The following is a 15,172-nucleotide window of genomic DNA, read 5'->3' on the forward strand; positions in this document are numbered from 1 at the left end:
ACATAAATTTCTATGTTTCTGCAGCCACTCCTGTTCAATCTAACCATTGGAGTTTCACCAATAGCACTCAGGATGCTTGCTTTCACATCACCCATATATATCCATTATCGATTCGCTTTTACTATTTAATATCTGCCAGATTGATTAAAAAAAATTTATGGATTCTGGAATCAGAAATTAAAGATCCCCATATTTTTCAACACAATATATCCGGCTGCAACATCTTCAAGCCCTATTCCCATTGACTTGAATACTGTTTTATTTCCTTTATAATTTTCTTTGTTTACAATAAAATCTTTTAATTCAACTATCTTCTCCTTATTATTGACATCCATAATTTCAGAAGATTCTTTCATTGCCTGAACATAATTTTCAACAATTATTGTTTCAGAATTATCCAGAACATCTTTAGCTGCTTCTCTTCTTGTTGGAAAATTTGAACCTGCAAGATTTATATGGTATTTTTCAGGAAGCTGGCTGTAGTCAAAAATTGGAGAGTTGCTGTTTGTTATTGATGTAATAACATCTGATTTTTTTAGAACATCAAGGTTTTCAGCTGCCTGTATGCCAAATCTTTCAGCAAATGACCTTGCATGCTCTATATTCTTCGAGTAAACATATGCATTTTCAAATTCATACATTTCTTTCATTGCCAGAAACTGTGATTCCGCCTGATAGCCAGAACCAATAAGTGTAAAATTAATTCTTCTTTTTTTAACAATTTCAGATGTAACCATTGCAGTAAGCGCGCCTGTCCTTATTCTTCCCAGTGCATTTGCTTCCAGTATGTATAGATCTTCCGGTTTTTCCGTATTGAAAATAATTACAACGAAATGTATGCCTTTTTCACCAGAATAATAAGTTTTCAGGCCTGCTAAATGTTTATCTTGATACAATCCAGGCATGGTATTTAATACATTTCGATCCTTTATTATTCTATCTCTGGGATGCGCATCTGATATGCCCTTTCCATAGGATTTAAATGCATTTCTCAACTCTTCAATGCATTCCTTTATAGGCAGATTTGCTTCAACATCATTTTCTGTTACATATGTAATCATTATTTTTTATTATTATCACCGTTATAACATTTTTGCATGAGCTATAGTTTTCTCACCAATAAAGGCCCGAACTCTCTATTCTTAATGTAATTAAAAAATTTGATTTTCCCTTTAATATGTATTCTGTTCAATTGTTAAATAGTTGATTTCGGCTATGTTATTAACACCAGTAAATGCATAAGTTACTCCTGTATATAATTTTGATGCATTTAAATTAAAAATTAGAGTATTGCCATTTAGCATGTATGATCTGGATGTAATATGTTCAATTGTCAGGTTGCCGTAATTTGCATATGCAGTAATATTAATATTATCATCATTTAACTTATTTGTATTGTTAAAATGCAGGTATATGCTGTAATTTCCGGGAAGCAAATAAGTAGCATTGCCACAGTATACATTTAATCCGGATTTTTCATCAATTTGCAAACTGGAGATATGATTATCTGGAATTGGACCAATCAAATTATTATTCTTTTCTATAAATTGATTATTTCCATAATTATTGCTGGATGGTTTATAGATTATCGGTTTTCCTGTATAATGTTCTTCCAGGGCAATGACACCGTAGCCTTCAGCCAGAATTCCGTATGAACCGCTATTCATATAATCAGAAGCAAGGCCAGCAAGGGATATATTATATCCATCCTTTATGTATGTCTGGCTATCATTAAGATCTGCTATGAGATATTTATAATGTTGGCCCGAAGATATATTCCCATATGGAAATGCTGTTGCATTCATATCTTTATAGAATAATGGAAAGATATTATTGCCAGTTACAAGCGTTGAATCCATGCTGATATTTTGCTCCAACGAATACAGCATCTTATTTCTGGCCCCAGTGTATCCAGACGAATCGTTTATAATATTATGTATCCCTGCCGGTTCCATGGATATTGGAGATATTGGAGATACAACAATAAATGCAGCAATTGCAAAGGCCATAATGGCTATCATTGTATTTTTAACATTCCTGTTTGCCTTTCTTATTTTCTTTAAATCTATACCTTTAATATAAATCATCTTTGCTATTCCGAATACTCCTGCTACGAAGACGAATGGTATTAACATCATGGAATACTGGTAGCCAATGAAATAGTATGGAAGATAAGATGAAGTCATGGAATATATCAGGTATGGTACCGCCGGAAGTAATCCGGCGGGAAAGCGATAAAATGCGAAATCAACGGCCATAAATGCCAGAACTAAAAATAGAAGTTTAATCTGGTAATTTGTTCCAACATATCCAAAAAAAGCATAGGGATGGTATAATAATATATTTAAAAGGCCGTATACACTTTTAGAAGCGGTTCCAGATGCGCCTGAAACAAACAGAATAACATTATGGCTATCTGCAATGTCAGCTTTTATATATCCGGCTATAACATAATAAATAGTGAAAATAACAATTCCAGCTAATGCAATATAACCTGTGTTTTTAACAGTTGTATTATCCTCTTTTAGATAATATCTGGAAATTAAGAATTCAGTTATAAGAGTCATAGCTACAATAAAGGCAAAAGATGAATGGAGGCTTACTATAAATACAAGGAATATTAAATTCCAGAACAACTTCTTTTTCAAATAAAAATAAATTGACATAAAATAAAAAAAAGGAAGGAAGATCATTAAATGAAAGTCAAAGTAAACCGGGCTCTCTGTAAGGGGAGAAAGCAAAAATGCTACGGCTATTAAAAAAGAATATTTGTCCGAATTCTTTTTCATAAATGATGATTCCGAATTTATTCGAGAAAAAATAATAGATGATAAATAATAAAGCGGAATAGCAGCAAGGCTTATGAAAACTGATTGTATGGCAAGCAGAGTGTAGGGAGATGGAAATATGTAAAAGATTGGGAGCAACAGAAACATAAATGGTGAAAAATGCTCTGCAAGGTAACTTTCCCCAAGAAGATTTGTATAGAATAATTTACCATGCAATGTTGAGTAAAAAGCCTGTGAATACAACCCTAGGTCCCATGCATAAGCATTAATTGTATATGCTTTCATTATAGAATAAAATGAGAAAGAAACTGCAAAAATTGCGGAAATCAAAATAATAAGATTACGGTAATTTATTTTGTCCCCATCTTTAAATAAACTTTTAAAGAATAATAATTTTGCTGTCCCCATTTAATTGTTTAGTATCTATTAATATATTTATTTTATCATGAATAAGATATGTTTCTTCAATTATTGGCGCTATCTCTTTATATGCAAATTTTATACATGTATATGTTGTATATCTACGGGACAGTATTCAATAATGCCCAATACATAAATAAATCAATAAAATCAATGGCTAAAATAAATACGGAAAAAAAATTTTTAATAACTGATAACTTTTCTTATGATGGAACTTTTGAAAAATTAAACGAACTTAAAAATGAATATAATATTGAAATTAAACGAGTTAAATGTTCCAGAGGAAAGGGAAGGCAAATTGCCATGGAAATGGCTTATGAAGAATCTAAAGACAACAATCTGTTCATGTTTTTTGACCTTGATACTATATACCCAGATTTTTTTGTAAAATTAGTGGAACATTTTATATAAAGCATTGATAAAAATACCGTTTTGGCATATGGATTTTTATCGCGCAAATCTGTAAATTATGATGTTTGCTGGAGAGATTTGAATAATGTAGAAGACTGGGAAAGGGCTGCACATTTCATACATAATGGCTATACCTTTATCAAAATAAAAGGTGAATCAATGTTAACTATTAACCAGGCATGGAATGGCCATAGAGATGAAAGATACGCTAATGGCATTGCTTTGTATAAAAGATTGCTTAAAAATGCTATTGATGTGATAAAAGGATGGAATATAACTTCTGTAAAAAATCTAAAGGAATTTAAAAAGATCGCAAGAATGAAAGAGAAATATTACCTGTTTTATTTAATAATTTTTAACTTTGTAAAAAAGAATGCATACAGTTATTCAGATAAATTGAATAATATATATGTGAAAAATAATATTACATACATTGATTATAAATAAATTTCATGCCATATAATGCTATTTTTTAGGTTAATATTTTTAATATAGTACATAGAATTTGCCCTGCTAATGCCTGTATGAAAAGAATGCTATTAAGATTTAATATCGGTTAATGGATAAATGTTAATTTTTTTATTCAAAATAGCTATTTATTAGCGGTTACCGTAACTATATATTAATAAATATGTTATATATTTTATATTGGGAAGAATTAATTTTTGGGTAAATATTTTTCATTTTACACATAAGTTTTTATGCATAATTTAAATAACCTATTATTGAGTGGCATAGGTGAATCTTTTAGCTCGGGTGTTGCATTTCAGTATTCAGCAGTAGCATCTATGTTTCTATCATCCAGTTTATTCTATTTCTTTATAGCCCACTTATTGCCTGTTAATATAGTAGGTGGGATTTCCTTATTATATGCTATAATGAATATAATGGCAGTTGTATTTGTTTTTGGATTATCTACCGGTATTCAGCATTACCTTTCATATCACATAGCAAGGGAAAATCATTCTGCAATAATGAAGTTAATAAGGCAGACAATTGCTTTTTCATTATTACTTTCTTCTCTAGCATTTATTTTTATATATTTTGCATCCGGTGATATTGCCACATTATTTTTCCATAGCAGTGCATATATACTTTCAATAAAATTAATTGGCATTGCAATAGCAGGGTCAGTTATGATAAATATAGCTGGTTCAATGCTTCTTGGCCTGAATCAGTATAAGAAATATTCCATAATTTATATCTTTATCAATATATTTACTTATTTCTTCCCTCTTACAATTCTCATTTTAACGGGAAGGGCAGTTTATCTTATTGCAGGCCTTGGAACGATAAATATAGTGAGTGCCATGCTTTTACTTGCTTTTGTGTATAGAGTATATAAACGCCTTGGAACGATGCCAACAAAAACTGCGAAAGAGCCTTACCATAACATAATATATTATTCAATTCCACTATTCTTTGCTTCAATAATGGGAACAAGTGCAACCTATATTGATAGAATAGTTGTATCATATTTTATTAATCTATCATCTCTTGGGATTTACAACTTCGCCCTTATCATAGCTGCTGCAGCCACCATTCTTGTAGCTCCTGTATCTAATTTGCTGATTCCCAAACTGTCCACATTCTTTTCACTGGATAACAAAGATGGGTTTAAAAACAGCATGAGAATTCTTTTGAATATAGTTTCTCTGGTATATATACCAGCTGCACTTGGAATAGCCGCATTATCAAGAATAATACTTTATGAATTTGCCGGCCCAGTATATATTATAGCCTATATTCCATTAATAATCATAATGTTTATCACATCCATATTTATTGGCTCAACGGTTTTATCCGCTGGAATCTCGAGCATAAGGAAAACAAGGATATTTATATACGCATCAGGATTCGCACTGGTATCCAATATACTATTATCAATCATTCTTATTCCAAGATATGGCATAATCGGTGCTGCCATTGCATATTCTTCCATGAATGGAGTGAATTTTGCCATAGTCTATTATTATGCCAGGAAATTTGGGATAAATAACTACGATATATCCAGAGTAATAAAGGTATGGATCTCATCACTGATTATGTTTGGTGTAATTTATGCCATGCAGGGTTTATTCCCCTATACCATGTTCAGTGTATTCATGTATATAATCGCGGGATTTGCCATTTACCTTCTTGAAATCAAAGTTTTCCGTTTAATCAGCCAGGAAGAAATGGGTTATATAATTTCTGTTATACCTGATAAATTACAGACATTAAAATACATGGCAAAATTCCTTGCATACAACGAGCATTCAAGTACTTATGATAGGTTATTCAGGTTTATAAAATAATTATTAATTGTAGTTAATAAGCAATAAGGTGGTGAAATAATGGATAGTAACAATAATTATATCTCTGTCATAGTTACGGATTATAACAGAAAGGAATATATTATGGAAGCCCTTAAATCCGTAGTTAATCAATCACTTTCAAGAGAAAATTATGAGATTATCCTGGTGAAAAATTTTAGGGATGAACATATTGATACATTCGCACTGGAAAATAAAATAAAAAATATTTACAGCAATGATAATACACTTTCAGGAAAGATTATAGAAGCTCTGAAAATAGCAAAAGGGAAAATTATCAGTTTTCTTGATGACGATGACATGTTTTTTAAAAGCAAGTTAGAATACGTAATTAAAAAATTTGATAGCAATGCAGAGCTCTGCTATTTTCATAATAATTTTAGCGGCATTGATGAAAATGGGAAAACCATTGCATACTATAATGAAAATCCAGATTTTAATATGTCTTCCATTTCAATGAAAAGTGATATAATTAACGTTGATGGATTATCAAAGGTCTCTAAAAGTATAGATACGCTCATGTACCTTTATGCAGTTGAATCGGGAAAAGATATTGTTCTTGATGATGAAAAACTTACATATTATAGAGTAACAGGCAACAGCGTAACCCATTCATTTAATGATATCAATTCATTCATAAATTTCTCTTACGATTCACTTAAGAAAATATTAGTTTCTTACAGCAACATGATTACAATTTTTCATTCAAGGAAAGTAATTAAAATTCTGAAACATAAGATAAGCTTTACAAAAATCAGGATAAAGCTGTTTGGCATCAGCAATGCTGGTTTTAAGGATTATTTAAATTTACTTGCAACACCTTCCCTGGAAGCCCGTTTATATGAATTAAAGGTCGCATTTGTATCAATTTTTTTAAAAAAGTACGCAGTTAAAAAATTATATGAAAATGAAAAGAAAAAGGAAATAATTTTATAATTATTATATTATTGCAAGAGGCGACACAGGAGATGCAGTTGCACCCTTAAATGGTATTGGAGAACAGACAAATAGAAATTTATAAACCTTATCTTTTGCCATTCTGTGCAGGCTCAGGTTATCTATTATATAAATTCCTGCCTTTGCTATTAGATACTGGTGCACTGGCAATCTTGTATTGGCATTCTCTGGTGGCACAACCTCAGATGAAGGAGTATCACTCCCTGTAATCGATACTTTCATATGCTCCAGGTATTTTGCCAGCTTATAGCCTATTCCTGCTGAGATGTCATAAAATTTATCATATTTTTCAGGTTCTGAAAAAAATTTAGAAGCGCCAGTATGGAAGAATATGGCATCACCAGGCTCTAAATCAATATTATTGTCTTTTAAAAATTTCTTAACCTCATTTTCTGTAATAGCATAGCCTCCTTCAAGGACATCAGTGCCATTTGCTTCAGCGGCATCAACCATAATGCCCTTTGTTACAGCAGGCCCAGCATTTTCTATTCCCAGTTTTTTGTATCCGGTATTTGTGATTATTTCATTAACATTAATATTGTTATAAAATTTATTATTATATGCCATATGAGAAAGAGCATCCAGATGTGTTCCTGTATGGTCGCACATTTCTATCCTTCCCAGTGAAGGTCCGTATTTATTTTCATATTTTTCAGTAAAGCCATTGTCATATGGCCTTAAAAGCAGATCAAAAAAGTATGGGCCATGTGTAGGCCTATCAGCCATTCCATTGAAAACAGTGTGTGACATCCTGTAAACTTTTCCTTTCTCAGGTATTTTCAGTGCATTAATTACCTTTTTATTGTCTATATAATTTAAATTGCCTCGCTGATCATCAGGGCCAAATGGCGATGCCAGGTCATTATCTGTATTGTATAAAACTTCATTGCTTTGATTATAATCATTCCCCATTTTTTTCTTTTCCATAATTACTAATATGAAATTCCTATAAAATTGTAATGAATAATTCAATAGATATTTGTTCTTACAGAGATATAATATTCAAGGCACTCTGGATTTTTTACTGAATCCCTGTTTATTATCATATTTATTTCCTGCCCTTCAATAATTCTGGTTACAGGTACTTCTAATTTCTTTCCATTGAGAGTATATGGTATATCGGGGGCTTTCAGTATATAATCAGGAATGTGCCTTGGTGATAAGTCCTGCCTTATTCTATTTTTAATATTATTAACCATATCGTCACTTAACTCTATATTATCTTTAAGAGTTATAAAAATGGCAATCCGGTATATTTTTTTAGAGTCCAGGTAACCTATTGTAAGTGAGTCTTTGATCCATTCGATGTTTTCTATGGAAGAATAAATTTCACCCGTTCCAATTCTTATTCCATTCCTGTTCAGTACAGCATCCGACCTTCCATAGATTATAACCCTGCCTGAACTATCTATGGATATAAAATCACCATGCCTCCAGATGCCCGGATAGAAGGTATAATAGCTATCATAGTAACGCTTTTTTCCATCATCATTCCAGAAAAATAGTGGCATATTTGGCATAGGATCCATAATTGCAAGCTCCCCTTTCTGGTTTATAACCGGATTTCCATTAATGTCCAGTGCTTCAACATGTGCGCCCAGTCCCCTGCACTGTATCATGCCACTATATACTGGAAGGGTTGGAGATCCAAGGCATATTGCAGAACATATATCCGTTCCCCCGCTCAATGATGAGAGCCATACCTTTTTCTTTATATATTTGTATACGAATTCAAAAGCCTCTGATGAAAGTGGGCTACCAGTTGAGCCAATAAATTCAAGGGCAGTTAAATCATATATATTTTTTATATCGGCATGGTTCTGCATTAAATATTCTAAATAAGCAGCACCGACCCCCAAATGTGTGATCCTGTACTTTTCTACAAGCTTCCATAATATGCCAGAATCGGGATAATAGAGGCTGCCATCATATAAAACTAATGTAGAACCCATCAAGAGCCCGCTTACCTGAACATTCCACATCATCCAGCCGGTGGTTGTTGCCCAGGCAAATACACTTTTCTCTGATATATTCATATGAAGGCCAAGCACCTTAAAATGCTCAAGAAGAATACCACCATGGCCATGCACTATTGCTTTAGGCTTTCCTGTAGTTCCAGAGGAATAAAGTATCCATATGGGATCTGAAAAGCCAACTTTAACCGGTTCAAATTCTTTGCCTTCATGTATCTCATTCATTAATACAAAGCCGTTAATATGAACATCTCCAGTGGTTATGGCCACTTTAACAGATGGCAGCGCCTTAAGTATTTCAAGCGCATTTGCAGACCTCTCATATTTTTTGCCATTATATGAATATTCAGGTGATACTATAAATGCTTTTGGAGCTATCTGGGAAAATCTTTCTATAACCCCTTTAATCCCAAAATCAGGGGAGCACGATGACCATATTGCACCAATAGAAGCTGTAGCCAAAAAAGCTATAATTGCTTCTGGTATATTTCCTGTATAAGCACATACTCTGTCTCCATAGCCAATTCCATTATTGATAAGGTATCTGGAAAATGATGAGACTTTACTCCAGAGTTCACGGTATGATAATTCCTGAGTTTTTCCCTCTTCATTATATGAAATTATTGCTATTTTATCATTATTTCTACTTTTATAAACGTATTCTGCATAATTTAATTTAGCCCCCTCAAACCATCTTGCATTTACATTTTCCCCGGTCAATTCAATTTTATAATTTTCAAGGCTTATATGGTAAAAATCTGCCAGAATTGTCCAGAAATTCTGTAAATTGTTTACAGACCATTCCCACAATTCTGAATAATTATTGATATTTTTATCAGTATTTTTTTTAACATGAGCTATAAATTTTTGCATGGATGATTCTTCAGCATATTCCAGGTCCGGTGCCCAGAGTTTTCTAGCACTGTTCATAATGCTCCAATATGATTTTGTATAAATATATTACTTACAATAATGAAACATACATGATAGACAATAACAAGCATATTAAACTAACGAAACTATTATATATTATTATGTGAATATGTTCATATGTATGGCAACGATGAATTGTTTAAAAAGATAAACCATATAGAGTTTTATGTGTCAAGTGCAAAGGCATGGTCATATTTCATGGAAAGGGGGCTTGGGCTTGATCTTAAAGCTTATTCAGGCCTTGAAACAGGCAACAGGGAGAAATCATCATTTATGCTTAATAAGGGTGATATTAATCTTGTATTCAGCAGTTCAATGAAGAAGGACACAGAAATAAGCGATTCAGTAAATCTACACGGAGATGGCGTGAGAGATATTTCTCTTGAAGTGGAGGATATTGAATTTACAAAAAAACATCTGGAATCAAAGAATGTTAAAGTTTCTGAAATTAAAGAGGAAAAAGACGAAAATGGGAAAATCAGGAAAGCGGTTATGAAAACCTATGGAGATACTTTGCATACATTAATAGAAAAGGGAGACTATAAAGGATTCCTGCCTGGATACAGGGAAGAGGAAACACATTCAATTGATACTGGAATATATAAGGTAGACCACGTAGTTGGAAATGTATATGAAGGAGAAATGGACCAGTGGGTCAACTATTACATACAAAATATGAATTTCAGCCAGCTTATAACATTCGATGATAAAATGATAAGAACTGATTACTCAGCACTGAGATCCAAGGTCGTGAAATACAACGACAACATAGTATTCCCGCTAAATGAACCGGCAAAGGGATTAAAAAAATCACAGATTCAGGAATATTTAGATTTTTACAATTCTCAGGGCGTTCAGCACATAGCATTGAAAACTGACAATATAATAGAAACAGTTTCAAAAATGAAAGAAAACGGAATACAGTTCCTTGAAACACCAAAATCTTACTATGACCATCTTACAGAGAGAGTTGGAAATGTGGATGAGGATATAAATAAGCTGAAGGAGCTTAATATACTGGTGGACAGGGATGAGGATGGTTATCTTCTGCAGATCTTTACAAAACCATTAACTGACAGGCCAACTCTCTTCTTTGAAGTAATTGAGAGAAAGGGAGCAAAATCATTTGGCCTGGGCAATTTCAAGGCACTTTTTGAATCTATTGAAAGGGAACAGGCCATGAGGGGAAACCTATGAAAATTTGCCTCATTGAGCATTCCGGTCATGATATATATTGCATATTTAATGAAGGAAAATATTATGGAATAGCATCCATGCTTGGCATTGATGAAGATACACTGGTAAGGGACTTTTATGATCTTTATAATAAAATAATAAATATAAAAATAGAAAGTAAATACGAGATCAAGCCTGCAGAAATTAAATATAAAATCCCTGTTCCCGGCATGAGGTCAGTACGTGATTTTTACGCTTTTGAAGACCATGTAAAGAACGCAAGGAAGAACAAAGGGCTTGAAATGATAAAAGAATGGTATGATTTTCCAGTTTTTTATTTTTCATGCACACCAAATGTATACCCTTCAGGTGCAGATATAAAATATCCAAAGAAAAGCAAAGCCTTCGATTATGAAATGGAGGTATGCGCCGTCATTGGCAAAAAAATTATGGATTGCCACGAAAATTGTATGGATTCAATATTTGGCTTTATAATTATGAATGACTGGAGTTTAAGGGATATTCAAAAAGAGGAAATGAAGGTAATGCTTGGGCCTGCAAAGGGAAAGGATTACGCCACATCATTTGGCCCTTTCCTTGTAACCTCTGATGAAATTCTGAAAGATTCAATTGATGGCAAAATAAATATAGAATTAAAAGGATATGTTAATGATAAATTGTATTCAGAAAATAATTTAAAAAATATTTATTTCAGTTTCAGCCAGCTGCTTGAGCGTGCATCGGATTCAGTGCCATTGCTTCCTGGAGATGTAATAGGCAGTGGAACTTTTGGAAGTGGCTGCATCCTTGAACTTGGCCCTGAAAAATATGGATGGCTTAAGCCTGGAGATACAGTAAAATTTGAATCTCCACAACTGGGAGAGCTTATAAATAGGGTGGTTTAAAATGGTTTACTATGTAAAAAGGGGAAAAGTGCCGGAACAGCGCCATACATATAATGATAGATTAAATATACAAAAAGAAGAATTATTTGGTCTTGGAGCTTTTGATGGAAAATATTCTCTGATATACCATAAATACGATCCGGCAGAAGTTGAAGATACATCTATAGAATATAAAGAAAAATTATCAGCAGTTAATTTAATGGAACACAGGCATTTAAAAACTTCACTTCTTGGAAAGCTGGATAACTTCTATACAGGCAGGCAGGTTCTTTTTTTCAATGGAATAACCAGTACTGGCATAATTGATACCGATTCTACTTCTAATGATTATTTCCGGAACGCACTATGTGATGAAGTTTTCTATGTGCAGTCAGGAAAAGGGTCAATAGAATCGCCATTTGGAACTCTCAAATACCGTCCAGGAGATTTTATTTACATACCAAAAGGAACAACTTATCGTGCAATTATTGAAACAAGGTCCTTTTTCTTTTTTACAATCTCATCAGACCATATTGATATACCTGCAAATTATATGAATAGATATGGCCAGATCAAAGAAGGTATGCCATATTATACAAGGGATATTGAAATACCTGAATTTCATGGCATAACTGAAGAAGCAGGCCCTTTCAATGTAATTGTTGATTACGGGAATTACTATTTACATTTAACAAGAAATTATCCTGTGCTCGACGCAGAGGGCTATGATGGATATTTATATCCATTTACAATAAATATTGATAAATTTGCCCCGATTGTAGGAAAACTGCATATGCCACCGCCAGTGCACACTGTTTTCGAATCCAATACCTTTATGATTGGCGCTTTCCTTCCAAGGCTATTCGATTTCCATGAAAGGTCTATTCCTGTTCCATATTACCATAATAATATAGATTCAGATGAATTAATATTTTATTCATCCGGCAATTTTATGAGCAGGAAGGGAATAGGAGAAAAATCTATAACGATGCATGTCCATGGAATGATTCATGGCCCGCAGCCAGGAGTTGTTGAGCAAAGCATTGGCGCTAAAAAAACCGATGAAGTTGCAATTATGGTAGAGTCTTATAATTGGCTATTGCCAACAGAAAAAGCTGAATCGATAAAAGATGAAGATTATCAGTTTTCATGGAAAGCAAAAAAAGACTAAAAAATAATTTATTATTTGAAATTAAAGAGCTATTTTTGATCTGATAATCCAAGCCAGAATTTTTCCTCAAGATCAAGTATTCCCCCTGCACTGCTCATAAACCTATCTTTCTGATCGTTGCTATGGATTCCTATTACATTTTCCATTGCATCTTCATGCTTTGATTCTATCTCCCTGTGGAATGTAAAATAAAGCATATCCATATCTTTGTATTTCTTATCTTTCATAATCTTTAATCCAGGCAAAAGTTTATCCCACATTGGTATTGCCATATTCTCCAGAGCAAATTCAGCACCAAGTGCATTTGCATGGTCTGAAGAGAAATAATCCCTCATGCCGTCAAGCCATGCCTTTGTTGTTGGCAATTGTTCCTTTTTTACAAGGTCTTCTGGCTTAAGGCCAATGGACCTCAGGTATCTTCTGTAAAGTAGTTCGTGCCTTTTGCTTGAATCGCCACTACCAAGTTCAGACACAAGTATGCCTGTCAATTCGTATGCATCATTCTCATTTTCTGTGCTAACCAGCAATTTAGCCAGAATCTCCGGCCATTCCCTTGTAAAATGGTAAAACTCAATTGAGAATCTTTTGAATTCTTCATCACTGATATTTCCTTTAGAAAATCTGTTTATGAAATCATTGTTTGTAGCCGGATGGCTTTTCACCACTCTTTTTATTTCTCCATAAAAATCTGATTCCTGCATAATATATAATGTAATTAACTATATTTAAACATTTTGAAACAAACATATGAACAAACTGATTTATAAACAATATTATATTTCACTGCATAGTGTTTAAATAACTATATCTGGTTCTGTGATAGTATACTAACTCTTGTAAATCAATGCTATAAGCTTCAGTATAACAAAACCTTACGATATTAATTTAATGATCAAAAAAATAATCATTACTGCCTTAATGTGTTTACTGTACCTGATGTATTGTGTGTAACTATCTCCATGCGTTTCAGATAAAGATGATTAATTATAATATAAAGCACAGAAACAATCATTGCTCCGGTTGCAATTAATGACCAGAATAGCCCTGTATCACCTGCATAATAAGAAAGCATGTATAAACCTATTATAGACCCAGAAAATGATCCAAAGCTGATGAATAAATTATATATTCCAATATAAGTGCCACGCATATTATTCGGGGCTATTGATGTAATAATTGTCTGTGTTGTAGGTGCAACAAAGTCCTCTCCAACAGTCATGATGCCCATAGCAAGAAGAAAATAAAGTATATTTTTAGAAAAAATCAAAACAATAAATGCAATAAAATAAAAGAGCATGCCGAATCCCCTGTACAGTACTTTGTTATTTGACCTGTTTATAATTCTATATACGGGATACTGCAATAATACAACAAGGAATCCATTAAGCGAATAAATATATGCAAGATATAAAATTGGGAGGCCATTAAAATCGAATGCATAAAGAGTTAATGAAGCTCCATCTTGCCTGAGCAGAAATGCCATGCCGATGCCGATAAAAGTAAAAATGAGCAGAAACCTGTCATGATACGATTTTTTTATATCTTCTTTAGTTAAATACATAGCTTTGGAAATATGGTATGTTTCATGTACTTTGAAATAAAGTATTCCAATTTCTATAAATGTGCTTATTCCAGCTATTAAAAATATATACTGAAATCCATAAACTGATACCAGTGCTCCCAGAACCGGCCCTATGGCTGCACCTGCATTTGCAAGTACCCGGATAATTGTAAATCCCTGCAGCCTTTTATCCAGAGATGTTACATCTGCTATTGCCGCCTGTATTGCTGGATACTGGAGGGCATTTATTGATATTGTTCCATAGAATAGCATTATCAGGTAAATAACTGGAAATTTATAAGCCACAACAATAAACATCAATATATAGAGTATGCCAGCCGGTATTGGAACAAGTATAAGAAAAACTCTCCTGCCTATCTTATCTGTTAAAATTCCAGAGTAATACTGGATTACTGACATTAACAATATAGCAATTCCCAAAACTATACCTGTGAAAAGGAAGGAAACATTATAAATGAAAACAAATATTAAAGGTAAAAAAATAAAAGTTGAAACTCGGCCGGACGCCCTTATTAATCTTGTAATTCCAAGATACCAAACTGTATTTTCCGTATAGCACCT

At 33.1% G+C, this 15,172-nt stretch carries 13 protein-coding genes; 7 read left to right on the forward strand and 6 right to left on the reverse strand.

Annotated features, from left to right (window positions below):
• Window positions 1–170 precede the first annotated feature (170 nt).
• Complete coding sequence (locus WKI77_RS05355) at window positions 171–1,061, reverse strand: ornithine cyclodeaminase (protein WP_337860795.1); 891 nt, start codon at window positions 1,059–1,061, stop codon at window positions 171–173.
• A gap of 111 nt (window positions 1,062–1,172) precedes the next feature.
• Window positions 1,173–3,197: a DUF2079 domain-containing protein gene (locus tag WKI77_RS05360; RefSeq protein ID WP_337860796.1), complete on the reverse strand. Its 2,025-nt coding sequence runs from the start codon at window positions 3,195–3,197 to the stop codon at window positions 1,173–1,175.
• A gap of 102 nt (window positions 3,198–3,299) precedes the next feature.
• On the opposite strand from WKI77_RS05360, the gene WKI77_RS05365 reads away from it, so the two are divergent.
• The 4 genes from WKI77_RS05365 (at window position 3,300) to WKI77_RS05380 (ending at window position 6,871) form a co-directional block, all read left to right on the forward strand.
• Window positions 3,300–3,620, forward strand: coding sequence for a glycosyltransferase (locus tag WKI77_RS05365; RefSeq protein ID WP_337860797.1), 321 nt, complete (start codon window positions 3,300–3,302; stop codon window positions 3,618–3,620).
• 78 nt (window positions 3,621–3,698) lie between these two features.
• A complete protein-coding gene (locus WKI77_RS05370) occupies window positions 3,699–4,067 on the forward strand; it encodes a hypothetical protein (protein WP_337860798.1) in 369 nt (122 codons plus the stop codon).
• A 278-nt stretch (window positions 4,068–4,345) separates the two neighbouring features.
• Window positions 4,346–5,917 carry a polysaccharide biosynthesis C-terminal domain-containing protein gene (locus WKI77_RS05375; RefSeq protein ID WP_337860799.1) on the forward strand — a complete coding sequence of 524 codons (1,572 nt, stop codon included), beginning with the start codon at window positions 4,346–4,348 and terminating at the stop codon, window positions 5,915–5,917.
• Between the two features lie 39 nt (window positions 5,918–5,956).
• A complete protein-coding gene (locus WKI77_RS05380) occupies window positions 5,957–6,871 on the forward strand; it encodes a glycosyltransferase family 2 protein (RefSeq protein ID WP_337860800.1) in 915 nt (304 codons plus the stop codon).
• Window positions 6,872–6,874: 3 nt separating this feature from the next.
• On the opposite strand, the gene WKI77_RS05385 is transcribed toward WKI77_RS05380, so the two are convergent.
• Complete coding sequence (locus tag WKI77_RS05385; RefSeq protein ID WP_337860801.1) at window positions 6,875–7,819, reverse strand: cyclase family protein; 945 nt, start codon at window positions 7,817–7,819, stop codon at window positions 6,875–6,877.
• A 41-nt stretch (window positions 7,820–7,860) separates the two neighbouring features.
• Window positions 7,861–9,795: an acetoacetate--CoA ligase gene (locus tag WKI77_RS05390; RefSeq protein WP_337860802.1), complete on the reverse strand. Its 1,935-nt coding sequence runs from the start codon at window positions 9,793–9,795 to the stop codon at window positions 7,861–7,863.
• Between the two features lie 120 nt (window positions 9,796–9,915).
• On the opposite strand from WKI77_RS05390, the gene hppD reads away from it, so the two are divergent.
• From hppD to WKI77_RS05405, 3 genes are read left to right on the forward strand one after another with little or no spacing between them, the layout of a single operon-like run.
• Window positions 9,916–10,995: a 4-hydroxyphenylpyruvate dioxygenase gene (gene hppD / locus WKI77_RS05395; protein ID WP_337860803.1), complete on the forward strand. Its 1,080-nt coding sequence runs from the start codon at window positions 9,916–9,918 to the stop codon at window positions 10,993–10,995.
• On the forward strand, window positions 10,992–11,879 hold the full coding sequence (locus tag WKI77_RS05400) for a fumarylacetoacetate hydrolase family protein (RefSeq protein ID WP_337860804.1): 888 nt from the start codon (window positions 10,992–10,994) through the stop codon (window positions 11,877–11,879). Before hppD ends, WKI77_RS05400 begins: the two co-directional genes overlap by 4 nt.
• A 1-nt stretch (window position 11,880) precedes the next feature.
• On the forward strand, window positions 11,881–13,029 hold the full coding sequence (locus WKI77_RS05405; protein WP_337860805.1) for a homogentisate 1,2-dioxygenase: 1,149 nt from the start codon (window positions 11,881–11,883) through the stop codon (window positions 13,027–13,029).
• 29 nt (window positions 13,030–13,058) lie between these two features.
• On the opposite strand, the gene WKI77_RS05410 is transcribed toward WKI77_RS05405, so the two are convergent.
• Together WKI77_RS05410 and WKI77_RS05415 are read right to left on the reverse strand one after the other, a co-directional pair.
• On the reverse strand, window positions 13,059–13,730 hold the full coding sequence (locus tag WKI77_RS05410; protein ID WP_337860806.1) for an iron-containing redox enzyme family protein: 672 nt from the start codon (window positions 13,728–13,730) through the stop codon (window positions 13,059–13,061).
• Between the two features lie 206 nt (window positions 13,731–13,936).
• On the reverse strand, window positions 13,937–15,172 hold a 1,236-nt coding region (locus WKI77_RS05415; RefSeq protein WP_337860807.1), incomplete at its 5' end, for an MFS transporter.

Origin of the sequence: Ferroplasma sp. (genome assembly GCF_037442045.1) — an archaeon.
Taxonomy (GTDB): Archaea; Thermoplasmatota; Thermoplasmata; order Thermoplasmatales; family Thermoplasmataceae; genus Ferroplasma.

What these genes read in the sequence shown, in the direction of transcription:
- WKI77_RS05355 (WP_337860795.1), bottom strand. Translation starts at nt 1,061, where the DNA reads ATGATTACATATGTAACAGAAAATGATGTTGAAGCAAATCTGCCTATA.
- WKI77_RS05360 (WP_337860796.1), bottom strand. Translation starts at nt 3,197, where the DNA reads ATGGGGACAGCAAAATTATTATTCTTTAAAAGTTTATTTAAAGATGGG.
- WKI77_RS05365 (WP_337860797.1), top strand. Translation starts at nt 3,300, where the DNA reads ATGTTGTATATCTACGGGACAGTATTCAATAATGCCCAATACATAAAT.
- WKI77_RS05380 (WP_337860800.1), top strand. Translation starts at nt 5,957, where the DNA reads ATGGATAGTAACAATAATTATATCTCTGTCATAGTTACGGATTATAAC.
- WKI77_RS05385 (WP_337860801.1), bottom strand. Translation starts at nt 7,819, where the DNA reads ATGGAAAAGAAAAAAATGGGGAATGATTATAATCAAAGCAATGAAGTT.
- WKI77_RS05390 (WP_337860802.1), bottom strand. Translation starts at nt 9,795, where the DNA reads ATGAACAGTGCTAGAAAACTCTGGGCACCGGACCTGGAATATGCTGAA.
- hppD (WP_337860803.1), top strand. Translation starts at nt 9,916, where the DNA reads ATGTATGGCAACGATGAATTGTTTAAAAAGATAAACCATATAGAGTTT.
- WKI77_RS05400 (WP_337860804.1), top strand. Translation starts at nt 10,992, where the DNA reads ATGAAAATTTGCCTCATTGAGCATTCCGGTCATGATATATATTGCATA.
- WKI77_RS05405 (WP_337860805.1), top strand. Translation starts at nt 11,881, where the DNA reads ATGGTTTACTATGTAAAAAGGGGAAAAGTGCCGGAACAGCGCCATACA.
- WKI77_RS05410 (WP_337860806.1), bottom strand. Translation starts at nt 13,730, where the DNA reads ATGCAGGAATCAGATTTTTATGGAGAAATAAAAAGAGTGGTGAAAAGC.